A 25,471-nucleotide genomic window follows, 5' to 3' on the forward strand; every position below is an offset into this window, starting at 1 on the left:
AAAATTCGAGGGATAGTTTTGCCGAAGCTTAGAAACCGACTCGTGCATATTTCATTTACAAACCGTTATCTTTTAGGTTAATGGAAAGGGAACCATTTGTTTGTATTTGTGCAAAGTATACCTCTTTAATCGAATGAATACCTTGCTTACGAAGTTTTTTCATTACCCATTCCTCGTCCAAATTCAATTCCTTGAGATTTTTACGTACAAGTTTACCGTCTGATATAATTTCGGATGGGATATAGGTTGGTGCGGTGAGATCTGCTTTAACATCTTGTTTGGTTGCCCCTTGTTCAGCAACTTTTTTTAGAACACTTAGTTCTCCATTTGTCTCTAATACAGCATACTCAACATCATCGATAGAAAAGATGGATTGCTCTCTTAATAACATCATGACATCATCCATATTCATCCGAGATGATTTCAGAGATTTCACTGAAATATTCCCATCTTTAATAATAATAGTCGGTTCATCATCTAATAGTAGTCGTACTTTAGGGGAAAGCTGTGAAATATAAGTCATAAGTATTGTAAGTATTGCCCACCAGACTAGGGAGATGATTCCGTCCACAAAGGGGGTTTCTTTTTGAGAAGCGATTTCAGCAGCGATAGAGCCAATTGTTATTCCTGTAACATAATGAAAGAAAGTTAGTTGGCTAATCTGTTTTTTTCCCATTATTCGGGCTAAAAAAAGTAAAACAGCAAATGAGACGGTAGTTCTCCAAATCATTTCCCAAAAGCTAATGTCACCCATTGTGATCGATACTCCTTTAAATAAATATAATACTAAGTATTGTGCACCACTTCCTTCAATGTATTCTCTAAAAGATAATTTTATAAAATCTAAGGTTTTAAGATATAATAATGAAACTAACTCTGTTGATAGGGAAGTGTGCAAAATTGTCTCAAATTGCAACTCAGGATAAACAGGGAAATCCTATTTATCCAATTATGGTAGCCATGGGAATATGTCATTTATTTAATGACACGCTACAATCTATAGTTCCAGCTATGTTCCCCATTTTAAAAGATGAAGTAGGATTAACCTTTACACAGCTAGGCTTCATTTCGTTTGCGCTTAATATGGTTGCTTCTTTACTACAGCCAGTTGTAGGCTTTATAAGCGACAAAAAGCCAATGCCTTATGCACTTCCTCTAGGAATGGTAAGTTCCTTTATTGGTGTGGTCGGACTGGCTTTTGCAACGGATTATTGGATTATAATCATTGCTGTATTGTTTTTGGGTTTAGGCTCGGCGGTCTTTCATCCTGAGGGGTCGAGAGTTTCTTATATGGCAGCGGGTAATAAAAGAGGGCTTTCTCAGTCTATTTATCAGGTGGGAGGAAACTCCGGACAAGCATTGGCCCCTCTTATCAGTGCATTTATCCTAATTCCACTAGGGCAAAGGGGAGCTGCATTGTTTTTAATCGTGGCGGCGATCGGAATCTTCATGTTAAGCAAAATTTCAAGTTGGTACAAGGCACAGCTGAATGAGGTCAATTTGGCAGCTAAGAAAAAAGCATTTATATCTTCGTTGCCTGCTTTAACTAAGAAACAAGTAGGCATTGCTCTTGGACTTTTAATGGTCATTATTTTTGTGCGTTCTTTTTATGTAACGAATATTACTAGCTTTTATATATTTCATCTGACCGAGAATTACAATTTTGTTACGCAGAAAGGCCAACTTATCGTTTTCCTATTTCTTGCTGTAGGAGCAGTGGGAACATTTTTTGGAGGTCCTATGGCTGACAAAATGGGTAGAAAAAAAGTAATAGTCATCTCAACTGTTGTCCCAATTCCTTTATGTCTTATTTTACCTTATGTACCTGTTTGGGCTATTTTGTTATTGTTAGCTGCTATTGGATTTTTAATAATGCTCAGTTTTTCTGTGACAGTTGTTTATGCCCAGGAACTAGTACCCAACAAGATTGGGACAATGGCGGGTCTCACAGTAGGACTGGCCTTTGGAATGGGAGCCTTGGGATCCGTTCTTATAGGTATTTTAATGGATTACATAGGGATCTATTCCACAATGGTCGTGGTGTCGCTGCTACCCTTACTAGGAATAGTAGCATTTGCCTTGCCAAGGGATGGCAGGTCTTAAAATGTGGTAAAGTTAAAATCCTCAAAACAAAGAGACTGTAAGCCAACTTCAAAATTTTCTTCTGAGGTGGTTTACAGTCTCTTAAACAGTTCAATATATAATATGTTATCTTGCTTTTAGTGTACAATCATCTGGTACTTGAGAAGGATCTGTAACTAAATTATCTTGAATATGAACTTGCTGCATTTTGTTATTATGCATAAATTTGAAAATCCCGTTATCAAAATCTGTTCCTATTTCCTTGAAGAATATTCCTTCTTGGCACATATTTTTTGCGCATGTAAAGGAAACCTTGTAAGTTTCTCCGTCATTGACTAAATATGCTCTTACACCTTTTTCAAAGACGCCTTCTTCTTCATCTTTAATAGCACGTTCAACTGATACCACATGGAAATCAACAAAAGGGATTTCTTTTAACAAGACATTCATAAACGATCCTTTAGTAATTTCTTCCCATCTACTTTGGGCAGTTTGTCCAATGATTATTTGTGTAATATTCAGGTTATGAGCAACTTCTTTAATTACCTTAGGAGAAGGACGTTTTTCATTATCCCGAATGATAAATTCTTCTACGTCTAGTTCTTCTGCTAATGCTTTCCATTGATCTACGTAACCTGACTTTTCTGCATCGAAAGCATCGTATGGAAGTGGATCCACTGTTAATATATAAAGAGGGCAGTCCATAATACTAGCCATTTTGTGTCCTCTTCTAATAAGTCGTTCACCGTTTGGTCCATAGTATACGCAGACAAGTATACTTTCATCCATCCTACCTTTTGTGCGTTTCACGGTTGTCTACACCCCATTTATCTTAGTCTCATCTATTCTAGTGACATGTACAAAATAATGCAAATTATAAGCTATAGTAAACACTATAAGTGCAGAGAAGTGTGGTTTAGTGTATAATTTACTTAGGAAAAACAAGAATATACCTAATTTAATATCGTTAAGGAGTGAAAAAAAATCATTTTCTCCTTAATACTGCATAAAGAGATTGTAAGGCCTAGTCTCTTGTGTGCTGGCTTTACCCTCTATGATCAGGCTACCGAATATAAAATAGTTATTCTAGCTTAGCCATTTATATTAACGTAAAATCATGCCGAGAAAGTGGCTATGATTTATACCTCTTATTCTACTGACATTCATATGAGAACCCCATATGGAATCCTATTATGCAACTAGTTACCCTAATAGTCAAGTCTCTCTTTCAAATGAAATAAATCTTTCTATATAGAATTTTCATACATATATGGAAATAGGAGGTTAACAATTGTTTTCAATTAACTTTGCTATTATATTCCCATTTATAGTAGCTGCAACTATACCCATTTTTTATAGATACTTGAAAAAAATACATATAGGCTGGCTTGTCTTGTTAGTACCAACCATTTTGTTTGTAATGCTTGCAAGTTTTATTCCCTCGATTGCAAGTGGAAAAACATACTATCACACATACAATTGGATCCCCTCGTTGGATATTAATTTCACCACTTATTTAGATGGTCTAAGTATCATATTAGGTTTGCTTATTACTGGTGTAGGTAGTTTAGTTATCATTTATTCTATTTTTTATCTTTCTAGTAAGGAATCTCTCCATAATTTTTATTGTTACTTACTACTCTTTATGGGCGCAATGCTCGGAGTCGTGTTCTCTGATAATTTAATGGTTTTATATGTATTCTGGGAACTAACAAGTGTATCCTCTTTCCTTTTAATAGCATTTTGGAGCCACCGCAATGCATCTAGACAAGGTGCTCAAAAGGCAATGCTTATCACGGTGAGCGGTGGTATTGCAATGCTGGTAGGGTTCATTATGATTTATACGATGACTGGCACATTCAGTATTCGCGAAATTATTCCGATTGCCTTGGAGTTAACTAATCATGATTTATTTGTACTAGCATTAATTTTGGTCCTATTAGGTGCCTTTACAAAATCTGCACAGTTTCCTTTCCATATTTGGTTACCGGATGCGATGGAAGCACCGACCCCGGTCAGCGCGTATCTACATTCCGCAACAATGGTTAAGGCAGGAATATACTTGGTAGCTCGCTTTACACCGATTTTCGGCATGGATCAAACATGGTTTTGGACAGTAAGTACGGTTGGGATGATCACTATGTTCTGGGGATCATTCAATGCAGTAAAGCAAACCGATTTAAAGGCACTACTCGCCTTTTCTACAGTAAGTCAGCTCGGCTTAATTATGAGTCTGTTAGGTCTTGGTTCAATTGCTTTACAATACGGCTATTCTGAGGAGTCTGTCATCTATACGCAGGCCACGTTTGCAGCACTATTTCATATGATTAACCATTCTACTTTTAAAGGTGCGCTCTTCATGGTAGTTGGTATACTAGACCATGAGCTCGGAACACGTGATATCCGTCGATTAGGCGGACTAATGACCTTTATGCCAATTACCTTTACAGTTGGTACAATCGGAAGCCTATCAATGGCAGGACTGCCACCCTTTAACGGCTTTTTAAGTAAAGAAATGTTCTTTACAGCTACCATTTCTATAATGGAAGCGGATGTTTTTTCCTTGCAGTCATGGGGAGTGATTTTTCCTGTAATTGCATGGGTAGGTAGTGTGCTGACTTTCGTATATTGTATGGTTTTCATCTTTAAAACTTTCTTAGGTAAGGCACAGCCTGAAAAATTGGATAAACCAATCCATGAGGCACCGATTGGTATGCTTATTTCACCAATCATCCTTACTATTTTAGTGGTCGGTATATTTTTCTTTCCCAATATAGTTGGAAATTATTTATTGAAACCAGCAATGGCCAGTATTTATCCAACCTTTGGAGATCCTGAGAAGCTAACGCCTTCCATCTATGCTTGGCATGGTTTTAATACTGAGTTAAAGATGACATTAGCAGTTATAGTAGTAGGTTTTCTTCTTTTTAAAGTTTTAAGATATTGGAGACCAATTTATAGCATACTACCACAGAAATACTCCTTTAATGCTCTGTATATGAATTTTTTAAGCTTCTCAGAGAAGCAGTCTACAATAGCGACTAAAAGTTATATGACTGGCTATTTAAGAGATTACCTATCATATATTTATATATTCTTTATCGCAACAGTTGGTGGGTACTTAATTATGTCGGGTGCTTTTTCATTTGATACAACACCAAGTGCAAAGTTTAGAACATACGAGATTATTTTAGTATTAATTATGGTAATTGCTAGCTTAGCCATGTTATTTGCTAAATCTAGAATTACTGCAACTTTATTAAATGGAGTTTTAGGCTATACCGTAGCTATTTTCTTTGTAATATTTAGAGCTCCAGATCTAGCATTAACACAATTGGTAGTAGAATCGGTTACTACTGCACTTTTCCTTTTGGCATTTTCACATTTACCGGATTGGCAAAAAGAAAAAGTATCATCAAAAACTAAAAATATGAATGCCATTGTATCAATTGGAGTAGGACTAGTAGTAGTTTTAGTGGGATTGTCAGTGTTGAACTATGACAAGTTTGAACGGATTTCTTATCTATTTGAAGATGCGTATAACTTAGCGGGAGGAACTAATATTGTAAATGCGATATTAGGGGATTTCCGTGGATTCGATACGATGCTAGAGGTAGTTGTTCTTTTTATAGCAGGCTTAGGTATATATACCATGATTAAGCTTAGGGCGAAAAAGGAGGACACTGACAGTGAAAATCAATGATGTTATTCTTCGTAACGTTGCTAAAATAGGTGTTTTTATTATTTTAACCTTTGGAGTTTATTTATTTCTTTCGGGTCACAATACACCAGGGGGAGGCTTCATCGGAGGACTGGTTTTAGCTTCTGCCTTCGTCCTTCTTTACTTATCAAATGGTATAGAAAAGGTTCATAAAAGTCTTCCCTTAGACTTTAAATTGGTAGCTGCTGTAGGGGTGTTATTAGCTACTGGGACAGGTTTAGGTTCCTTGTTATTTGGTGTTCCATTTATGTCCCAAACATTTGCTTATTTTGACTTGCCGATCTTCGGTAAGACGGAGCTAACAACTGTCACGATTTTTGAAGCAGGAGTTGCCTTAACAGTAGTTGGGGTGCTCGTTACGATAATTTTAAGCATAAGTGAGGATGATAGCTAATGGAAACAATTATGGTTATATTAATCGGTATTTTAGTTGCCGTTGCTACTTATCTAATCCTATCTCGTAATATAATTCGAGTAATTTTAGGGACTGCAGTATTATCTCATGCAGCCCATTTACTTATATTGACTATGGGTGATTTAAAAAGAGGGAGCGTGCCCTTGTTAAAGGAGGCAAATGCACCTTATGCGGATGCGTTGCCACAAGCCTTAATATTAACTGCTATTGTAATCAGCTTTGCAGTAACAGCTTTTATACTTGTTCTTGCATACCGAGCGTATCAGGATATTGGCACAGATGACCTGGATGCATTGAGAGGAACAAATGATGAATAATATTATTGTCTTACCTTTAATCATTCCTATTATGATAGGAGTTTTACTAGTATTTTTTAACAGTCAAGTTAAACTGCAACGTGTCATTACTTTATTGACATTATTTTTGATTACCGGATTCAGCATATATATTTTAAATGCCATACAAAAAGAAGGAATTCTTCGACTGGACTTTGGCGGCTGGGAACCTCCTTTTGGAATTCTTTTTGTAGCGGATTCCTTTTCCATGTTGCTAGTTTTGACAGCGAGTATTGTAACTACGCTTTGTGTGATGTATGCTTTTTCCTCTATTGGAGAAAGACACGAGAAGATGTACTTTTATCCGTTTGTGTTGTTTCTGTTGGCTGGAGTAAACGGCTCATTTTTAACAGGAGATATGTTCAACCTATTTGTCTGTTTTGAAGTCACCCTATTGGCATCCTATGTATTAATAACCTTAGGGGGCACAAAACGCCAGCTAAGAGAATCTATTAAATACGTAGTGATTAATGTGGTTGCTTCCTGGTTCTTTTTATTGGCACTTGCTTATTTATATGGCTCTCTTGGTACGCTTAATATGGCCCATCTATCAGAGAGGGTAGCTGAAGCAGGACAAGATCCCCTTTTAACCACTATAGGTATACTGTTTTTAGTTGTTTTTAGTGTAAAAGCGGGTCTACTACTATTCTTCTGGTTACCAGGTTCGTATAGTGCACCACCTATGGCTATAGCTGCTTTATTTGGAGCTCTTCTAACAAAAGTTGGTATCTATGCCTTGTTCCGTACTTTTACGATCATTTTCTATCATGATCCTTTTATAACGCACACGCTGCTCGGTATTATGGCGGGTATTACGCTGATTGTAGGGTGTATGGGAGCAATCGCCTATAAAGATATGCGATTAATAGCCTCTTATAACGTTGTAATTGCTGTTGGATTTATGCTTGTTGGTTTAGCAATAGGAACTACTGTGGCTATTGAAGGTTCTATATATTATATCGTGCATGACATGATTGCTAAGGCAATGCTATTTTTATTAGTAGGTACAATGATTTCTCTAACAGGTAAAACAAGGATTAATGAAATAAGCGGTTTGATTAAAAACTATCCATTACTCGGTTGGATGTTCTTCATTGTGACTTGTTCCCTAGCAGGAATTCCGCCACTTAGCGGTTTTGTAGGGAAAATATTAGTAGGTCAAGGGGCAATTGAGTCAGGGGCATATATATTATTAGCCTTGGCATTTCTCTCGAGCATAGTAGTTCTGTATTCGTTGCTTCGCATATTTTTAAATTCCATATTTGGTGAAACTATTATCAGTCTAGAAGATGAAACACCCTTGAAGTTTGGTATGATTTTTCCAATATTCTTACTAGGTGTTGGAACGCTTGCACTCGGTCTGGGAGCAGAGGTGGTATCGGTGTATGTTAGTGATGCAGCAAATACGCTGACGAATCCTTCCATATATATTGATGCTATTCTAGGCAAGGAAGAGTAATGGGAGGGGTGATGTATAATGCCAGCACAGTTTCTACTTAATTTATTTATAGCATTTTTGTGGACCTTACTGATGGACACAGAGGAATTACAATTACAAACCTTTGTTAGCGGATTTTTCGTTGGTATTGGGATTGTGTTTCTCATGCATCGATTTTTTGGAACACAGTTTTATCTGAAGCGTCTATTTTCTATTATTAAATTGGTTTTTATCTTTAATAGGGAATTGGCTACTTCTAGTATAGTAATTAGTAAACAGATACTAAGTCCTAAGCTGAAGATTAAACCAGGAATCTTTACGTATAAGACTAAGCTATCGAGTGAATGGGAAATTACGACGCTTGCACTATTACTTACTTTAACTCCGGGGTCGGTCGTAATGGAGGTAAATCCAGAAGGAGATACTTTTTATATTCATGCGATGGATATGGAAACCTCAAAAGCAGACGTTTTACGATCATTAAAGAAATTTGAAAAAGCAATTATGGAGGTGACCCGTTAAATGGTAGAGAAAATACTAGTATTATCACTTTCGTTATTTGCAGTTTCCATAGGAATAGCACTTTTTCGAATTATAAAGGGTCCTTCCATGCCAGATAGAGCCGTAGCTTTAGACATGATTGGGGTAAACTTGATATCTATAATTGCTATAGTATCGATTGTACTTAAGACAAAGGCCTTTCTAGAGGCAATTCTTATATTAGGAATATTAGCATTTATAAGTACGATTGCGATTTCTCGATATATTGAGAGGGGTGTTATCATTGAGCGTAAGTCAGACAGTTGAGTTGCTTGCAGCACTGATCGTCCTTTTAGGAAGTATAATGAGTGTTATTAGTGCGATAGGAATTATTAGGCTTCCAGATGTTTACACCCGCTCACATGCTGCTACAAAAAGCTCTACAGTTGCAGTATTACTAACTCTTTCGGGGGCGTTTGTATATTTTTGGGTTCATGATGGCTTTGTGAGTATTAGATTAATATTAGGTATTTTATTTGTATTTTTAACTGCACCTGTTGCAGGGCACCTATTGACGAGGGCTGCATATAGAACAAATGTAGAATTGGCTGAAAACTCTTCTGATAATTCTTTAACAGAAATTTTATTTGAAGAAGAAGATGAAAACGCTAAAAATAGTTAGCTGATGAAGTTATTTTATTGGCTAACTATTTTTTGTTTAAATTAAACAATTATTCTATAAGTTTTTATAATATATTGCATTCTGCATAAATACATAGTATTATCATGATTATTATTAACATTTAAGTGATGATGAAAGATCATTTAACACATTTTTTCCTTACAATATGACAATATAGAAGAAATGAGTATTTCTTAAATCACAGGAGGCAATTCATTTGGACAATAAATTATCCTTTTCAAGTTATTTAGTTATTGGAATAATGTTATTTGCTTTATTTTTTGGAGCAGGTAATTTAATATTCCCGGCGAGCCTTGGACAAAATGCTGGGACAAGCTTATGGGTTGCTATAATAGGATTTTTAATAACTGGTATTGGACTCCCATTTTTAGGGACATTAGCAATGGGCTTCTCTGGAAGTAAGAATTTACAGGAACTGTCTAGTAGAGTACACCCTATTTTTGCTATTATTTTTACATCTTTACTTTATTTAACAATCGGTCCATTTTTCGCATTGCCTAGAACTGGTGCTGTTTCATATGAAATTGGAATCATGCCCTTTATAAATTCTGAATATACACAAATCGGGTTGTTCGTGTTTACAGTTATTTTCTTTGGTCTTACATTGTGGCTTTCCTTGAATCCATCGAAGATTGTAGATAATGTGGGGAAATACCTTTCTCCAGGAATACTAATAGGTCTCCTGATCTTATTGGTTCTTGTTATATTCAAGCCTATGGGAGATTTTAGTGCACCGCAGGGAAGCTACGTTGATAATGCCTTTATGACAGGTTTTACAGAAGGGTATAATACAATGGATGCTTTGGCTTCCTTAGTCTTCGGTATTATAGTCATTAATGCAGTGCGTGCAATGGGTGTAACCTCTAAAAAAGGTATCCTAGCTGCAACTGCTAAGTCTGGTGCCATTGCAATTTTCTTCTTAGGAGTAATTTATGCTGGTATTGGATATCTTGGAGCTACGTCTGTTGATATGTTTGGGATAATGGATACTGGAGGTCCTGTTTTAAGTGCAGCTTCCGAGCATTATTTTGGTTCCTTTGGAGCTATTCTATTAGCCATTGTAATAATCTTAGCTTGTTTAACAACGAGCATTGGCTTAACGACTGCTTGTGCCGAGTATTTCAATACATTGATACCTGCTGTAAGTTATAAAGTATTTGTAATTGTTTTTAGTGTATTTACATGTGTTATCGCTAACTTTGGATTAGCGAATATTATTACATACTCTGTACCAGTGCTAATGCTTTTATATCCATTGGCTATTGTTTTAATATTGCTAGCTTTTTTATCCCCATTGTTCTATCATTCAAGGCTAGTATACGTAGTAGTGATGTTCTTTACTTTCCTAATCAGTATTGTAGATGGATTGAAAGCGCTATGTGAATCTTTAGAAATAGAGTATTTTGGATGGTTACAATCCATTCTAAACTTGTATGACAATATATTACCATTTTACGGTGTAGGACTTGGCTGGGTCATTCCTTTCATTGTTATCACTGTTATAACATCTCTTATTGCTAGGGTAATTAGATAACATTAAATTTGAGAGGCTGGGACATAACTAGTCCATAAATTAAAAGACGCGAAATCAGTAATTTGATTTCACGTCTTTATTTTTTTTGTCTATGTTAAAGGTTAGGGTTGATTTAGGATGCTTTCTAAATCGGATAGTAGTATTGATTTCTGCGCCAGCCGGACGCTTTTTCGTGGGGTGAGCGTTAAGCCATCACCCGTCGCTTACGCGCGCGGTTGTGATGTCTTAACTGTCTCACTCATCCCACAGGAGTCGCTGTCTGGCGCTCCAATCAATAAATGGAGTAGGGCTGTATTTCAATAAATCCTATTTATAAATTACTCGCATAAATAATACCGGAAAACTGACTCCAACCACACGCTATAATCTAATTTTGTTCTAACTAGCCATTTAAATTGTACAGTCAGTATAAAAACGCAATGTCTATCCAAAATAAACCAATAACTTTAACAAAGCTATTTTTTTAAGGTAATTAAAATTCTTCAATCGTATAAATCCAGTTAGCGCGCATTACTTCTGTAAGCTTTGAAACTTCCTTGTCTTTAAATAACTGAATTAATTCTTGATGTTGTTTAATTGATTGCTCTCTTAAATTAATTTTTTCGTAATAATAAAGTCTTCTTACATGAGCCTGGAGCATTTCTACCATAGAGAATATGTATGGATTATTCGCACGATCCACAATCAGCTGATGGAATTCTTCATCAATTTTTAGTGCTTTTGTAAATTCTTTAGCTTGCAGCGCCGTTGCGAATTCTTTATTTTTTTCTTCGAGCATATTTAAAATTTCTTCGTCCATATTAGGAGTTGCAAGTTCAGCTGCGAGCGCTTGTAATGCTGCTAAAGGAGGGAGTAAATTATAAATGTCCTCCGGTTCCACAGGAGTAACCTGTGTTGCTCTTCCTGGTTGCATGGATACAAAGCCCTGGGATTCCAATAGCTGAAGTGATTCTCTTATTGGTGTACGACTAACACCTAAAGCTTGTGCTAGCTCTATATCGTTTAGCTTCTCATCTGGTTGAAGAGTACCATCGATAATCCATTGTTGTAGCTGATTGAACGCATGTAGCTTAGCGGTAGTACGTACTGGTTTGGTATGGTCAATTGGTATAGGCATAAAACAACCTCCTTCAAAAAGTATTAGTTGTTTCATATTATACACTATATTATGCAATATATCGCAGGTTTTATTGAAAAATTTTCCTTATTCTACTAAAATTTTTAACGTAATATTTTTAACGTCTATGACAGATTCCTCAGCAATAATATCCTGGAGCATGACTTCCTTAAAATAGGTAACACTTTCTTTAAGTGGTAAGTGTAATATCTTTCTTAATGCAGTCTCATACATCTTGATAAATTCTGGGTCAGTATTGCCGTGCTGTAGCTCTGTAAAAGCTTCATAAACCTGATCCATTTTATCTGCTAGCTCTAGCAAACGACCTTCAATTGTTTCGTCCTTACCCTCTTTCATTCGATCAAAAAATACAGGTTGGAATTCTTCAGGTATTTCATTTAGTATAAATTTTTCCATCATTTTCTCTTCCACGTGTGAAAGCATTTGTTTTAACTCAGGAGAAGCATGTTTTACTGGTGTTTTAATATCACCTATAAAAATCTCTGCAAAGTCATGGTTAATAGTTTTCTCATACAAAGATTTCCAGTTAATTGTCGCTCCATGATTTTCCTCTATAGTTCCAAAGAACATTGCATATTGAGCGACCTTCCAAGAATGGGCTGCTACATTATGCTCTTCATATTTGAACCTTCCTGGTGCTCGTATAATTCTCTCCAACTCATTCATGCTCATAAAAAAACGGTGAATTCCCATTTACAATCACTCCTTTTCTATATATTACTAACATATCCGTATTTTATGTAAGAGAAACTCTAGCGAATCGATTTAGTTTTATTTTCCCGACTTTCGGGTAATCCTATACTAACCTAAGGAGGAATTGACATGGCCAAATATGAAAAACTAAAAGAGGAATTACTTAACCGATTTAAAGAATTAGAGGAAAGTTTAAATAGCGATGAAGAATTTGAAACAACGGAGTTATCCCAATACGATAATCATCCTGCAGATAATGCAACGGATTTAACTGACCAGCATACGAGATTAGCCATACGAAAGCATAATGAAGAGGAAATAGAAGATATAAAGGCTGCGCTTCAGGCTATGGATGAGGGAACTTACGGAAAATGTATGGTATGTAACAAGCAAATCCCTATTGAACGGTTAGAAGCTAAGCCAACAGCATTAACCTGTATTGAGGACGCCCAACAGGAGATAGAAGACTTCCGTCCAGTCGAAGAAGATATATTAAAACCTGATACAGACCGTCCAGTAGAACAGGAAGAAAAAGAACTTAGAGACTACAGTAATAGCTTCGAGGATGTAGAATCCTATGGCTCATCAGATACTCCGCAAGACAAATAAACTAATTAAAAGATGCCATTTCCAAAGTTATTGGGCATCTTTTTTTTCTATTTTATGCGCTCTATTCTCTCCGTCAAAAGTATTAAGAGAATTTAGCCCCTGTCATTTAACAGTCCAAATTCTTTCTGATACACTAGAAGCAAGGGGGAAGATTAAATGGCAGCTATCGTTATGTTTGATGGAGAATGTAATTTTTGTGATTCCAGTGTTCAATTTATAATAAAACGAGACACACGTGGTTATTTTAAGTTTGCTGCACTTCAAAGTGATGCGGGAGTGAAATTGAAAGAAAAATATGGTATCTCGAATCACATCGATAGTTTCATCTTGATAGAAGATGAAAAAGTCTACAAATTTTCCGATGGAGCGTTAAGAGTGTGTAGAAATTTAAGTGGTTTATGGAGGTATCTTTATATTTTTATACTTGTTCCTAAACCAATTAGAAACAGTGTTTACAAATTCATCGCAAAAAATCGTTATCGTTGGTTTGGTAAAAAGGAGAGCTGTATGATACCCTCTCCAGAAGTACGAAGCCGTTTCTTATAAAGTAAATAATAGATTAATGAGGTGATTGTTCAACATGAAACATGAAGTGTATGACGTAACAATTATAGGGGGAGGTCCAACTGGATTGTTTGCATCCTTTTATGCGGGGCTCCGTGATTTAAAGGTGAAAATAATTGATAGCCTTCCAGAGCTAGGTGGACAGCTAATGGAGCTTTACCCAGATAAGTATATATATGATATTGGTGGCTTGCCCAAAATATTGGCAAAGGATTTGGTGGCAAATTTAGTTGAACAGGCTTCCTATAGTGATCCAACCATATGTTTAGAGGAAACCGCAAACGAGCTAGAAAAACACGATGAATATTTTATATTGAAAACTGACAAAGATACACATTACTCCAAAACAATCCTTTTGACATCTGGTGTAGGTTCATTTCAACCACGTAAATTAACTGTTCCGGGAGCTAAGGAATATGAGGGTAAAAATTTATATTATAAAGTAAAGGACTTAAATGACTTTCAAAATTCTAATGTATTAGTACTAGGCGGCGGAGATTCTGCCCTAGACTGGTCGTTAATGTTAGAGAATATTGCTTCAAAAGTAACCCTCTGCCATCGTCGTGAGCAATTCACGGCTCATGAAAAATCCGTACAACAGCTTCAAGATTCAAAAGTACATGTTAAAACTTCCTATGCGGTCAAAGAACTAGTTGGTGATGGAGAACATATCCAAGAAGTTGTTGTAGTGAGCAAGGATAAAGTAGAGGAAAGAATTCCTGTAGACCATGTGCTAGTCAACTATGGCAACGTAGCATCTCTTGGACCGCTTAAAAGCTGGGGTCTAGAAATGGAAAAGAATTCGGTAATAGTGAATGAAAAAATGGAAACAAGTATAGAAGGCATATATGCTGCTGGTGATGTGTGTACACACGCAGGTAAAGTAAAGCTAATTGCAGTTGGATTTGGTGAAGTTCCCAATGCAATTAGCCATATTAAGGCATCATTAGATCCAAAGGCAAGAGTACAGCCAAAGCACAGTACGAGTATTTTTGAAGAAACAAAATAAAAAATCCCATGCCTCGTTTAGGAGGCATGAGATATCTTACTTATAAAATACTTTATCGATATTATATTTAGCTTTTAAGGTATTAATTGCATATGTTTCATATATTTCACGATCCATAGCCTCTTCAACTATACACACGCTAATTTTGTATACTTCGTCGCGATGTTTAATCATCGGGGAAACATTATCTTCAAAATGTTTTTTAATACGTTGACGAATTTTACGCGCTTTTCCTACGAATAATAGCTCATCATTTTTGTTATAAAACATAAAGATGCCGCCTTTATCACGAGGGATTTGGTGGAAGTCGATAAATCCATAAATAGATGGGATTTCAACTTCCCCTTCTTTAAGGGCTTGCGTGCGTTGTGTAATAGTAACGGTTGGTTTTGGTAATTCAATTTTAATCATTTCTCTCACGTCCTCTTATTGTCTGTCCTTTAGTTTATCACATTTTAGCAGTAATATCTATTCGCAAGAGACGGGATTAAATTTAAAGTAAGATAAAGTGAATATAATCGATAGGAACAAGTATAGTAATTATAAGGATAATAAGGTAGAGGCCGGCTAGAATAGAAGGAGAGTTGTTTCTCCGGAACAGAATAAGAATATATTCGCCGTAGACAGTGCGGGTGTGTTAGGAGGATATAAAAAATGGGAAGCATACCTGATTGGTTTTTTGCTGTGGCAATTGCGGTTGTCATTTGTTTTATAATAGTAGCAGAGTGGTGGACACGAAGAGGATAGAATTTATGCTATAATAATAAACTAAAGATAAGAAAAGAAAGAGGAATCATATGCTAACATTTGAAGAGAAAGAAGCAATTATTCAAGAGTTTCCCGAACTAACACGTAAAGAAGTATCGATGAAGCGAGTTAACTACCATTATGAAGAAAGCTTATATGATAAAACAACTGTAATCTACCATCTACATCCTAATGGCAATGGCTTTGTGTATGTTGGAGATCTTCCACAATATGAAGCAAAAGAAAAAGGATTAGTTAATATTAGAGAAGTATCAGCGGATGAGCTACGCCAAATGATTAAAGATTCTATTGCCTATTTAGCGACTGAGGAAGAAGAATTGATTGACGAAGAAGTAGAGGAGGAGTGGACAAACAAAGAAAGCTCTAAGCTAACTCTTTTACAAGAGGATACTCTTTGGAATGTCTACCATGGTTATAACCTAGAGGAGAGCTTTGGCACCTACAATGAAGCAAAAGCATATCTTTTAGAAGAAGGCTTCCGTCTTACTGCAAAAAGATAAGGAGGTTTTTGTATGAAAGGTAAAACAACGGTAGTAATTATTATTGGGATTTTACTCATCGCAATTGGAACGACCTTTTACTTCATCATGAACTTCTTTGAGAATAATCCTACTCAAGCACAGCCAATTGGCTATATCACTGGGATTATTATAGACACGAAGGATAGTGGTATTCTTGTTGTAGAAGATTTAAGTGAAGATGAAGCGCGCACTTTATCGGTAGAAGAAGCACTAGAAGCTGGGAAAAGTGCTACTTGGTTTAATATTTCGATGGCTCAGCGCAATGAGTTAGAATTGTATGATCTAGTCAAAGTCGGATATGAATCCCTGAAGGAATCTCATCCAGCATCAGGTGAAGCTAAAACGATTGAAAAAGTAGAAGAATAATCTAAAGTTCTCCATAGCGCCAATTGCTATGGGGAATTTTTTTTATTAGTTTGTTAAAGTTATTGGTTGATTTTGACTAACAATTCTTTTTTTATAGTGACTGTAAACCATAAACCGCTTTATCAATACATTAAATATATTTCTACTTATTGCTCACCCCGAGGAAAGCGTCCGGCTGGTGCGAAAAATCAATTCTACTCTCTAATCTAAGATTTCCTTACATTATAAATCAACCCTACCCTTTTTATTTAAAAAATGAAGTGAGGTATGCAAGAGCGTTAAGGATTTTAGTAGTAAACTTTAGACAATTAAAACAAGAGGGAGGGACTAGCTAATCCATAAAACACAATAGTGGGATGTGGTCATTAAGATAGTGACGACCACGCCCTTTTATATGGAGATGATATTGAATAAGTCTGCTCAAAGCCTATAGGAAACGAGTTGACTCCTCTAGGGGAGAATGAACCTATGCCTGAATTGGAATGTGCTTGTAGGCAACTACATCAAAAAGCCCGGTATCAGTTAATTTTAGTTCAGGTATAACTGGTAAGCTTACAAATGACAAAGTTAATAATAAGTGGAAATCTAAGTTCGGATGAATGGAGATTAATGATTCATGTAAAATTTTTAACTCTTTAGCAGTTTGCGTTGCAGGTTTATCGGACATTAAACCTGCTATAGGTAAGGAGAGGGAAGCTAATACCTTTCCATCATTTATGATTACAACCCCACCCTGTATACTCTCTAAATGTTTACAGGCTGCAAGCATATCCTCATCATTTGTCCCAAGTACAACCATGTTATGTGAATCATGAGCGATAGTAGTTGCTATTGCACCCATCTTAATACCAAACCCGTGCACAATTCCAAGACCAATGTTCCCTGAGGCCTGGTGTCTCTCAATTACTGCTAGCTTAAGTAAATCATGTTCTGTACAAGGAGTGAAGAAACCTTCTATTACAGGAACCTTTAGCACTTTTTTACGAGTTGTAATTTGATTGGGCATTATTTCAATAACATTTGCGGTTCCATCATTGGTTAAGGGGATGGAAAAGTCAGCTACTGAAAGCGTTGGTAATGAAACAGTATTTGCAATATGCTGTGGTAAGTAATCTTCGGAAGCATTTACTTTTAGCATTTTGTTATCTTCAGCAATCTTTAGTCCATTCTTCCAAACGAAAATGGCACGAAAGGATTCCAGGCTATCAATCATAAAAAAGTCTGCAATGAAACCTGGAGCTATGGCACCTTTGTTATACAATTTGTAGCATTCAGCGGCATTTAATGTTGCTAATTGAATTGCTTGTAATGGCTCCATTCCTTCCTTGATAGCTAGACGTATGGCATGGTCGATGCTTCCTTCCTCTATCAATTCATCCAAATGCTTATCGTCCGTACAAAACATAAATCTACGTGCATTTTGTGTATTTACAGCGGGCAGTACATCTCTTAAATTTTTGGCTGCAGATCCTTCCCGAACTAAAACATACATACCTTGTGCTACTCGATCTAATGCTTCTTCTGCCGTTATACATTCATGATCAGTATGGATACCTGCCACTCGGTAGCCTGTAATTTGATTTGGCTTAAGTCCAGCACCGTGACCATCTATAGGAACATTAGCTTCAAGGGCCATTGCAATCTTGTCTAACATATCAGAATCTCCCGAAAGGACAGCAGGGAAGTCCATTACTTCAGCCAACCCAAGGACCTTCTCCTTAGTTAAGAAAGGTTGTAGCTCCTTAGCTTTTAGGACGGCTCCGGCATGTTCAAAAGGTGTGGCTGGGACGCTAGAGGGTAGCATAATATGAATATCCATCTCACTTTTTAAAGAATCATCTATCATAAATTGAATCCCGTCAGCTCCGGAGACATTGGCTATCTCGTGAGGATCTGTAATAACTGTTGTGACACCATGTGGAAGGAGGATTCGACTAAATGCTAATGGGGTTACCATTGAAGATTCAATATGTATATGAGCGTCAATTAGACCGGGGACGACATACTTACCTTCAGCGTCTTGCTCAGCCTTTGCTATAAATGCTCCAGTTGTATCCACTGCAACGATGTGACCGTTTGTCACAACAATGTCTGCTAATTTCCATTCTAATGAAAATACATCTGCTATCTTCGCATTGCGAAGAATGAAATCAGCTTGTTCTTTCCCTTGAGAGGCTAAAATTCTTTCTTTTAGTTGTTCTACACGAATGTTCACAAATTTGTGCTCCTTTTTTGAATATTTTATTAATTATAGTAGTGCTGGGATTATAAGGAAAGTTATAATTAAAATATAATCGTACAGGGGGGATTGAAATGGTTTATCGAAAAACACAGACTGCGAATATAGCCTTAGCTTTTTTGCTGCTAGTACTTCTTTCTAATTTTCTAGTGTATCGACCACAAGTGCAGGATTTCTTTTCACTTCAGCTTAATAGTGGAGTTGCTATTGGGTCTCTTATAGATTTAGCAATTGTTGCACCTTTACTCGTTTATGCAATCTTTAAGATTTCCTTCAAACAAGTAATAGGTCTTATGGTTGGAGGATTAGTTATTGCTAGATTTTTTATACCTTCTGAATTGTTTTCCCCGTTTAAAGGAATTCTATATCTGGGAATTGTTTTTGAAGCACTTTTGATTTTGGCAGAGTTAAGTTTAATAGTTTTAGTCATTTATAAAACCCCAAAAATTAAAGCTTCCATGACGGATATGAAAACTTCGCCATTGTTTAGCCTCATACCTTCTATTAAACAGGTAGTTACAAAAAATATTCTTATACGTATTATCGTTTCTGAATTTTTAATGTTTTATTATGCAATTTTTACATGGAAAAAGAAGGCCCCTAGTCATCCGAATATAATTACCTTACATAAAAAAACAAGCTACATTGCTTTTAATGTAATGATTATACATGCAATTATTATAGAAACAATTGGGCTTCATTGGTGGCTACACGACAAATCGATTCTGCTGTCATTCGTGTTATTGGTCTTTAATATTTATAGTGTTTTCTATTTCCTAGCTGATATCCAAGTAACACGTTTACACCCCGCAGAGATAAAAAACGGTAACCTGTATGTGACACAAGGACTTAGTGCTCGAATTGTTGTCCCGCTACATCTGATTAAGAATGTAGAATGGGATGTAGCTGTTCCGGATAAGCACACACTTCAATTTATGTATCGTGATTTTGAACCATTAGAACCTCAAGTCTTAATCCACTTGCATGAACCCATAGAGGCGACAATGTTCATGGGGAAGGAAAAAGTAGTTACGCAGTTTGCCATCCGAGTAGATGAACCACAAAGGCTGAGGGAAATATTAGAAACAACGTGAAGCGCATCATTTGACGAGAAAATATATGTTGGCTATAATTATCTCAAATTCGAGATAAAAGAGGAGCTTTTAATGATGAAGCATTTATATTTTCAAGGGGAGGATTCTTCGAGACCGACCTTATTGTTATTGCATGGTACAGGTGGTAATGAGCATGACTTAGTTGGACTAGGGAAAGAGATAGACAGCTCAGCTAATATTCTGAGTGTGCGAGGGAATGTGTTAGAAAACGGAATGCCTCGGTTTTTTAAACGTCTTGCGGAAGGGGTTTTTGATCTCGAGGACCTGCAGGCTCGTACAGAGGAATTAAAAAGCTTCCTAGATGAAGCAGCTCAAACCTATAAATTTGATCGTGATCAAGTAGTAGCGATTGGTTATTCTAATGGAGCTAACATTGCAGGGAACCTTTTATTTGAATATAAGGATGTCGTAAAAGGTGCGATTCTCCATCATCCGATGGTGCCGAGGCGTGGAGTAGAGATACCAGTCATGTCAGGTACTCCTGTATTCATTGGGGCAGGAAAGAATGACTTTATGTGCCCGGCAGCTGAATCTGAAGAACTGAAGGACTTATTGCAGAATGCAGGCGCTAGTGTGGAGATGCACTGGCATGAATACGGTCATCAGTTAACACAAAGCGAAGTACAAGCTGCAAAGGAATGGTATAAAGCAAATTTCTAGAGGAACTGACCTGTGAACTAACTATTTTATAAAATACAAAGAGGCTGGGACATAACTAGTCTCTCAATAAAAAACGTGAAACCGGAAAACTCGATTTCACGTTTTTACTTTATTATTAGGCCGATCCGTTTCCTGTATGAAAAACTTTCTACTTTAGTTGTTTGAAGAGGAAGCGGCGACTCCTGGGGGAACAGCGCGAGCTGAAAGCCCCGCAGGAGCAAAGCGACGAGGAGATTGAAGCCGTGCCCCCGGAAAGCGTCGCTGTAACGGAAAACAACTACTGATAATTCGAATAGATGGCCCCTTGTAAAATTTTTGAGGCTGTTAATTTGGAGTAGAGTTTTGTCCCGGTCTCTTTGTTGTGTTTAAGTTTTGACTTTCAATTTTAATGGAAGTTTTTCGCTTTGTAAGGTCCCTTTCTAAAAGGTAGCCACCAGTTCCATTTACCAAAAAGTTTCATCAAGCTTGGAACTAATAGTAAGCGGATAATTGAAGCATCGATAGCCACGGCTATAGCTATTCCGATACCAATTTGCTTGACTGGCATAACCTCTGTGAAGGCAAATGCACCGGTGATAACAATCATAATTAATGCTGCAGAGGTAATTATTTTACTAGTGGAGGTTAATCCATCTACAGTTGCTTTCGTATTATTGTGATGTTTCATATACTCCTCTTGAATACGGGAGATGAGGAATACCTCATAGTCCATACTTAGCCCAAAGACTAAACTGAAAACAATGACTGGAATTATTAAGGCAATGGTCGTTTCCTCTAAACCAAAATGGCCATACTGAAATATATAAACAAGTATGCCAAACGTGGAGGCTAAACCAATTACATTCATAATAATTGCTTTTAAAGGTATAAGCACGGAACGGAAGGCGATGGTTAAAATGATAAAGGTAGAGCCCAATATTATTCCTAGCAATATCCCGACCTTATCAAAAATTTCATCAAATATTTCTTGATTAAACTTAGGTTGACCACCTAATAAAATATCTGTGCCAACGTCTTTATCAGCCCATTCTCTTGCCCAATCCTGTGCTTCATCAGATGAGCCATTAAGTCCTAATGTAACTGGAATCATTAATTTGTCACCTTGGACAAAGGTATCCAATAGTGGGGTGAGCTGACCTGAAACCTCTGGAATCAACATGCTTTGCTCCCACTGTTCGACGGTAGGTATTTCACTAGCCGAAAAGACAGTATCTACTGATTTAACATCAGGATCCTTCAAAAGCTGCTCTTCTAAATTTTTCATAGTGTTTAGGCCATCTGTATTTTCCCAGCCACCTGGTCGATCAGCCACCACGTAAATCGTAGACTGGTCCCCCATATTAAACTCATCCTCCATCACTTCATAAGCTTGACGGGAATCATAGTCCTTAGGTAGAGATTCTACTGATGGGATGGTTAATGTCATTTCTTTTACCGGGATTATACCTATCCCGAGTAACACTAAAGCTACAATGATCAAGGTAACAGGTCGCTTCATTACAAAGGAGGCAAAGTTTCTCCACTTGGTAGAGGCACCAGGCTTCACACGCAAGATAGTCCATTTATTAATACGATCACCTAATACCATCAGTAAGGCTGGTAATAGGGTAATGGACCCCAATACTGCCATAGCGACAACAAGCATACCGCCAAGAGCAATATTTTGAAAAATCTCTACTTCTAATACAAACATTGCTCCAAGCCCAATAAATACACAAAGTGCAGAGAAAATAATAGAGCGACCAGCTGTTTTTATAGAGATTTGGACAGCCTCTAAAACGGACTTTTCGGCAAGCTCTTCTTTATAACGATTAATTAGTAATAAAGCAAAATCAATACTTAGCGCAAGCCCTAGCATTGGAACTATGTTGAGGACGAAAATAGATAAATCCATGGCTTCGCCAAAGAATGTCATGACTCCAAGTGCTGAAACTACTGTGACAATACCCACAGCAATTGGTACCAAAGCGGCAACTACACTTCCAAATGCAAGGAGCAGAACGACCAATGCTATTGGAAGACCGATTGCTTCTGCACTAGCCAAGTCTTTTTGGCTTGCCGTGTTAATATCTTTATTGATGGCGGCAGCCCCAGTTAAAGTGACACCCTTTTCGTTTCCGATAGATTGACGAATGTCATCAACTACCTCTGACATGTTCTCGGTATCCGTGTTAAAGTGCAACATTGCGTATGATACATTTTCCTTATAGAGAGTAGAATCCTCCAAGGGTGATTGGATATCTTTCACTATTTTTAAGTTTTCAATATCATCTAACGTATCTTGTATTGTTTGATCGGATGTTTGATCGAATACGATGAAGAGTGTCTCGGCTGGTAAATCAAAGGTTTCAGTTAGCTCATCCATTACTTGCTGGTGTTCTCCGTCCATTTTAAAGCCGTCACCCTCCAATAAAGATGGAAGACGTAATGCAAAAAAAGCAAGAGCCACAAACAGGATGATCCAAACTCCCAAAGTGACTTTATAATGGCGTGTCACCAGGTTAGCTAAAAATTTCATATATTTCCTCCTTAGATAAAGCCAAGTAGTAATATAGCTCTTATGTTAAACCTACCCGTTTCAGTGGTAGAGTTTCCTTTTTATTGTAATGGAAAGCAAGTTTAACTGCTAATATAATGCTATGATAAAAGAAAGTTTTTGAAGGAGGAATATAAGTGAAAATTACATCTCCAAAACTCAATGAGAACCCAGAACAAATTAATTTAAACGAAGCTTTACAAGAGGATTATTATATTTCCAACTCCACTGTTTGTTCGCTTGAAGGTATTGAGGAATCAGAAGGAAAGATAATCTTTGATCAAGTACTTTTCAAACAAGCTTCCTTTGTGGATTTACATTTATACCAAGTGGAATTTATAGATTGTATTTTTGAAAAATGTGATCTTTCTAATGTAGTAATGGAACAGGCAGTATTTCATCGAGTGGAATTCTTAGCGTGTAAGCTCTTTGGAGCAAATTTTGCGGATGCGAGGCTAACTGATGTGAGAGTTTGTGAAAACCATGCGAACTACCTGAATCTAAGTTTTTCTAAGTTGAAAAAGGTATCCTTTAATAACTGTACATTAAATCATGCAGACTTTATTGATGCCACCTTACAGCATATTGAATTCGAAACATGTGAAATAGATGAGGCTAACTTTACGGATACATCTTTAGATGGGGTTGACTTGAGCAGCACTACATATGAAAACCTATTAGTATCCCTTGAGGATTTAAAAGGCTGCACAGTTTCCATGGAACAAGCTATAGGATTTGCCAAATCGTTAGGAGTGATTATAAAAGAGTAAAAGAAAAAACCTCGTATTTAATTACGAGGTTTTAATTAATTAAAAGAGTAAATTTAAGACTTGGAAGATGATAGCTGCTACTATGGCAGATATCGGTAGAGTAATAATCCAAGTTAATACAATTTTTTTAGCGACTCCCCATTTTACACCCTTCACACGCTGAGCTGCTCCAACCCCCATAATAGCGGAAGAAATAACGTGTGTTGTAGAAACTGGTAAATGAATGGTTGTAGCACCAAAAATAATCATAGCAGACGATAAGTCAGCCGCTGCCCCATTAATAGGGCGGATTTTCATGATCTTACCACCAACAGTTTTAATGATTTTATAGCCACCGATAGATGTACCAAGACCCATCGCAGTTGCTGCTGCAATACGAACCCAAAGCTGGATGTCGTCTGTAGCTTGCCATTGTGCAGCAATAAGGGCCATCGTTATAATCCCCATTGCTTTTTGGGCATCATTTGTACCATGGGTAAACGATTGAAGTGCTGCTGTTCCTATTTGGAAGATACGAAATCTTTTGTTTGTCCCATAAAGGCTTCCTCGTTTAAAAATCACCTTAAATAGTGACATCATTAAAAATCCAACTGCTAAAGCAAGAAATGGTGATACGACTAAAGCTATTAAGATATTAGTGAACCCATCATAATTTAAAACTCCAAACCCTGCCGCAGAGATAGCTGCCCCTGCAATAGAACCAATTAGGGTATGAGATGAGCTAGATGGAATTCCGTAATACCAGGTAACTAAGTTCCAAATAATCGCTGAAAGTAAAGCTGCCAAAATAATTAATGATCCGTTTTGAAGTGTAAAAGGATCGACAATATCCTTCGTAATTGTTTTAGCAACCCCTGTAAAAGTTAGAGCACCTACAAAGTTCATAATAGCGGCCATGTAAACTGCAACTTTTGGTTTTAAAGCTCTTGTTGAAACAGAAGTGGCAATTGCGTTTGCGGTATCATGGAAACCATTGATAAAGTCAAAGGCAAGGGCAAAAAACACAACTAGGATCGTTAATATAAAAATAGTATCCATAATGAAAGCTCCTACGCGTTACGCATAATAATTGTTTCAAGCGTATTTGCTACGTTTTGACAATAATCTGCGATATCTTCTAATTGCTCGTAAATATCCTTAAATTGAATAATACGAATCGGATCTTTTTCGTTTAAGAAAAGCTGCTTAATGGAAGTACGAAGCACCTCATCACATTTACGTTCATAATCCTTGATTAGAATGGAATGTTCATGCATCTTAAGCAATTTCTTCTGAGCTAATAGCTCCATCGCTTTTACAATCTCGTCCGTACTTTTAACAATATAGCCTAGGAATGTACGCATTGACTCATCAATTTCAACTAATGTGAACATTTCAAGATGTGCCGTAAAATTGTCAATTCCGTCTAGAATGTCATCCATTCGGATAGCTAGTTCCAGAATATCCTCACGTTCAATTGGAGTCATAAATGATTTGTTTAACATAACAATCAACTCATGGATTAATGTATCCCCAGCTGTTTCGTAATTCTTAAGGTGTAAGCTAATTTCTTTTAAATCTGAAGCGTTATTAATACGGAAATCATCTGCATAATGAGTGGCTTCACGTACGTTTTCAGCTATCTTTAAAAGGGATAGGAAAAAAGGATCTTGTTTTTTTGAGCTAATCATAAAAGCCTCCTAGACTTTAAAATGGTGTAGTTAGTATGAATTTTCCTCAAATAGCATACCAAAAAACTTACAAAATCAACACACTTTTTACTTTAAAATCGATAA

The 25,471-nt window shown here is 36.8% G+C and carries 26 protein-coding genes; 17 read left to right on the forward strand and 9 right to left on the reverse strand.

Features of this window, described 5'->3' with window-relative positions; translation table 11 throughout:
* Window positions 1–55: 55 nt before the first annotated feature.
* Window positions 56–754, reverse strand: a complete 699-nt coding sequence (locus tag HF876_RS02395; protein ID WP_240949590.1) for a YetF domain-containing protein — start codon at window positions 752–754, stop codon at window positions 56–58.
* 197 nt (window positions 755–951) lie between these two features.
* Here HF876_RS02395 and HF876_RS02400 point away from each other — a divergent pair, with 197 nt between their 5' ends.
* Complete coding sequence (locus HF876_RS02400) at window positions 952–2,103, forward strand: MFS transporter (protein ID WP_240949598.1); 1,152 nt, start codon at window positions 952–954, stop codon at window positions 2,101–2,103.
* 105 nt (window positions 2,104–2,208) lie between these two features.
* On the opposite strand, the gene HF876_RS02405 is transcribed toward HF876_RS02400, so the two are convergent.
* Window positions 2,209–2,892 carry an adenine nucleotide alpha hydrolase family protein gene (locus tag HF876_RS02405; protein ID WP_169358450.1) on the reverse strand — a complete coding sequence of 228 codons (684 nt, stop codon included), beginning with the start codon at window positions 2,890–2,892 and terminating at the stop codon, window positions 2,209–2,211.
* 481 nt (window positions 2,893–3,373) lie between these two features.
* Between HF876_RS02405 and HF876_RS02410 the strand changes: the two genes are divergently transcribed.
* The 8 genes from HF876_RS02410 (at window position 3,374) to brnQ (ending at window position 10,708) form a co-directional block, all read left to right on the forward strand.
* Window positions 3,374–5,785 (forward strand): Na+/H+ antiporter subunit A, encoded by a 2,412-nt coding sequence (locus tag HF876_RS02410; protein WP_169358451.1) that lies wholly within the window; start codon window positions 3,374–3,376, stop codon window positions 5,783–5,785.
* The gene (locus HF876_RS02415; protein ID WP_169358452.1) at window positions 5,772–6,197 is read left to right on the forward strand and encodes a Na(+)/H(+) antiporter subunit B; all 426 of its coding nucleotides are present in this window, start codon (window positions 5,772–5,774) and stop codon (window positions 6,195–6,197) included. Before HF876_RS02410 ends, HF876_RS02415 begins: the two co-directional genes overlap by 14 nt.
* On the forward strand, window positions 6,197–6,535 hold the full coding sequence (locus HF876_RS02420) for a Na(+)/H(+) antiporter subunit C (protein WP_169358453.1): 339 nt from the start codon (window positions 6,197–6,199) through the stop codon (window positions 6,533–6,535). The genes HF876_RS02415 and HF876_RS02420 overlap by 1 nt, the downstream gene beginning before the upstream one ends.
* Window positions 6,528–8,012, forward strand: coding sequence for a Na+/H+ antiporter subunit D (locus HF876_RS02425; RefSeq protein ID WP_169358524.1), 1,485 nt, complete (start codon window positions 6,528–6,530; stop codon window positions 8,010–8,012). The genes HF876_RS02420 and HF876_RS02425 overlap by 8 nt, the downstream gene beginning before the upstream one ends.
* 18 nt (window positions 8,013–8,030) lie before the next feature.
* Window positions 8,031–8,513, forward strand: a complete 483-nt coding sequence (locus HF876_RS02430) for a Na+/H+ antiporter subunit E (RefSeq protein ID WP_169358454.1) — start codon at window positions 8,031–8,033, stop codon at window positions 8,511–8,513.
* Window positions 8,514–8,798, forward strand: a complete 285-nt coding sequence (locus HF876_RS02435) for a Na(+)/H(+) antiporter subunit F1 (RefSeq protein ID WP_169358455.1) — start codon at window positions 8,514–8,516, stop codon at window positions 8,796–8,798.
* A complete protein-coding gene (locus tag HF876_RS02440) occupies window positions 8,776–9,153 on the forward strand; it encodes a Na+/H+ antiporter subunit G (protein ID WP_169358456.1) in 378 nt (125 codons plus the stop codon). Before HF876_RS02435 ends, HF876_RS02440 begins: the two co-directional genes overlap by 23 nt.
* Before the next feature lie 217 nt (window positions 9,154–9,370).
* Window positions 9,371–10,708, forward strand: a complete 1,338-nt coding sequence (gene brnQ / locus HF876_RS02445) for a branched-chain amino acid transport system II carrier protein (RefSeq protein ID WP_169358457.1) — start codon at window positions 9,371–9,373, stop codon at window positions 10,706–10,708.
* 472 nt (window positions 10,709–11,180) lie between these two features.
* On the opposite strand, the gene HF876_RS02450 is transcribed toward brnQ, so the two are convergent.
* Window positions 11,181–11,825, reverse strand: coding sequence for a GntR family transcriptional regulator (locus HF876_RS02450; protein WP_169358458.1), 645 nt, complete (start codon window positions 11,823–11,825; stop codon window positions 11,181–11,183).
* Between the two features lie 87 nt (window positions 11,826–11,912).
* Window positions 11,913–12,539 carry a YfbR-like 5'-deoxynucleotidase gene (locus HF876_RS02455; RefSeq protein WP_169358459.1) on the reverse strand — a complete coding sequence of 209 codons (627 nt, stop codon included), beginning with the start codon at window positions 12,537–12,539 and terminating at the stop codon, window positions 11,913–11,915.
* Window positions 12,540–12,668: 129 nt separating this feature from the next.
* Here HF876_RS02455 and HF876_RS02460 point away from each other — a divergent pair, with 129 nt between their 5' ends.
* The 3 genes from HF876_RS02460 (at window position 12,669) to HF876_RS02470 (ending at window position 14,721) form a co-directional block, all read left to right on the forward strand.
* Window positions 12,669–13,148, forward strand: coding sequence for a TraR/DksA C4-type zinc finger protein (locus HF876_RS02460; RefSeq protein ID WP_169358460.1), 480 nt, complete (start codon window positions 12,669–12,671; stop codon window positions 13,146–13,148).
* 156 nt (window positions 13,149–13,304) lie between these two features.
* Entirely contained in the window at window positions 13,305–13,694 is a 390-nt protein-coding gene (locus tag HF876_RS02465; protein ID WP_169358461.1) for a thiol-disulfide oxidoreductase DCC family protein, read from the forward strand.
* A gap of 34 nt (window positions 13,695–13,728) precedes the next feature.
* Complete coding sequence (locus tag HF876_RS02470; protein ID WP_169358462.1) at window positions 13,729–14,721, forward strand: NAD(P)/FAD-dependent oxidoreductase; 993 nt, start codon at window positions 13,729–13,731, stop codon at window positions 14,719–14,721.
* A 36-nt stretch (window positions 14,722–14,757) separates the two neighbouring features.
* On the opposite strand, the gene HF876_RS02475 is transcribed toward HF876_RS02470, so the two are convergent.
* Window positions 14,758–15,132 (reverse strand): nucleotide excision repair endonuclease, encoded by a 375-nt coding sequence (locus HF876_RS02475; protein ID WP_169358463.1) that lies wholly within the window; start codon window positions 15,130–15,132, stop codon window positions 14,758–14,760.
* Window positions 15,133–15,518: 386 nt separating this feature from the next.
* Between HF876_RS02475 and HF876_RS02480 the strand changes: the two genes are divergently transcribed.
* Window positions 15,519–15,989 carry a hypothetical protein gene (locus HF876_RS02480; RefSeq protein ID WP_169358464.1) on the forward strand — a complete coding sequence of 157 codons (471 nt, stop codon included), beginning with the start codon at window positions 15,519–15,521 and terminating at the stop codon, window positions 15,987–15,989.
* A 12-nt stretch (window positions 15,990–16,001) separates the two neighbouring features.
* On the forward strand, window positions 16,002–16,376 hold the full coding sequence (locus HF876_RS02485) for a DUF3221 domain-containing protein (RefSeq protein WP_169358465.1): 375 nt from the start codon (window positions 16,002–16,004) through the stop codon (window positions 16,374–16,376).
* Between the two features lie 466 nt (window positions 16,377–16,842).
* Here HF876_RS02485 and ade read toward each other — a convergent pair whose 3' ends face one another.
* Complete coding sequence (ade, locus tag HF876_RS02490) at window positions 16,843–18,591, reverse strand: adenine deaminase (protein ID WP_169358466.1); 1,749 nt, start codon at window positions 18,589–18,591, stop codon at window positions 16,843–16,845.
* 98 nt (window positions 18,592–18,689) lie between these two features.
* Between ade and HF876_RS02495 the strand changes: the two genes are divergently transcribed.
* Complete coding sequence (locus HF876_RS02495; RefSeq protein WP_169358467.1) at window positions 18,690–19,709, forward strand: beta-carotene 15,15'-monooxygenase; 1,020 nt, start codon at window positions 18,690–18,692, stop codon at window positions 19,707–19,709.
* Between the two features lie 72 nt (window positions 19,710–19,781).
* Window positions 19,782–20,390 carry an alpha/beta hydrolase gene (locus tag HF876_RS02500; protein WP_205963972.1) on the forward strand — a complete coding sequence of 203 codons (609 nt, stop codon included), beginning with the start codon at window positions 19,782–19,784 and terminating at the stop codon, window positions 20,388–20,390.
* A gap of 385 nt (window positions 20,391–20,775) precedes the next feature.
* Here the strand turns inward: HF876_RS02500 and HF876_RS02505 are convergent, their stop codons facing one another.
* A complete protein-coding gene (locus HF876_RS02505) occupies window positions 20,776–22,908 on the reverse strand; it encodes an MMPL family transporter (RefSeq protein WP_169358468.1) in 2,133 nt (710 codons plus the stop codon).
* A gap of 155 nt (window positions 22,909–23,063) precedes the next feature.
* Between HF876_RS02505 and HF876_RS02510 the strand changes: the two genes are divergently transcribed.
* A complete protein-coding gene (locus tag HF876_RS02510; protein WP_169358469.1) occupies window positions 23,064–23,696 on the forward strand; it encodes a pentapeptide repeat-containing protein in 633 nt (210 codons plus the stop codon).
* A gap of 39 nt (window positions 23,697–23,735) precedes the next feature.
* Here the strand turns inward: HF876_RS02510 and HF876_RS02515 are convergent, their stop codons facing one another.
* Window positions 23,736–24,734: an inorganic phosphate transporter gene (locus HF876_RS02515; protein ID WP_169358470.1), complete on the reverse strand. Its 999-nt coding sequence runs from the start codon at window positions 24,732–24,734 to the stop codon at window positions 23,736–23,738.
* Between the two features lie 11 nt (window positions 24,735–24,745).
* Window positions 24,746–25,366, reverse strand: coding sequence for a DUF47 domain-containing protein (locus tag HF876_RS02520; protein WP_169358471.1), 621 nt, complete (start codon window positions 25,364–25,366; stop codon window positions 24,746–24,748).
* Between the last annotated feature and the right edge of the window lie 105 nt (window positions 25,367–25,471).

It is taken from the genome of Psychrobacillus sp. BL-248-WT-3 (assembly GCF_012843435.1).
Lineage (GTDB): Bacteria > Bacillota > Bacilli > Bacillales_A > Planococcaceae > Psychrobacillus.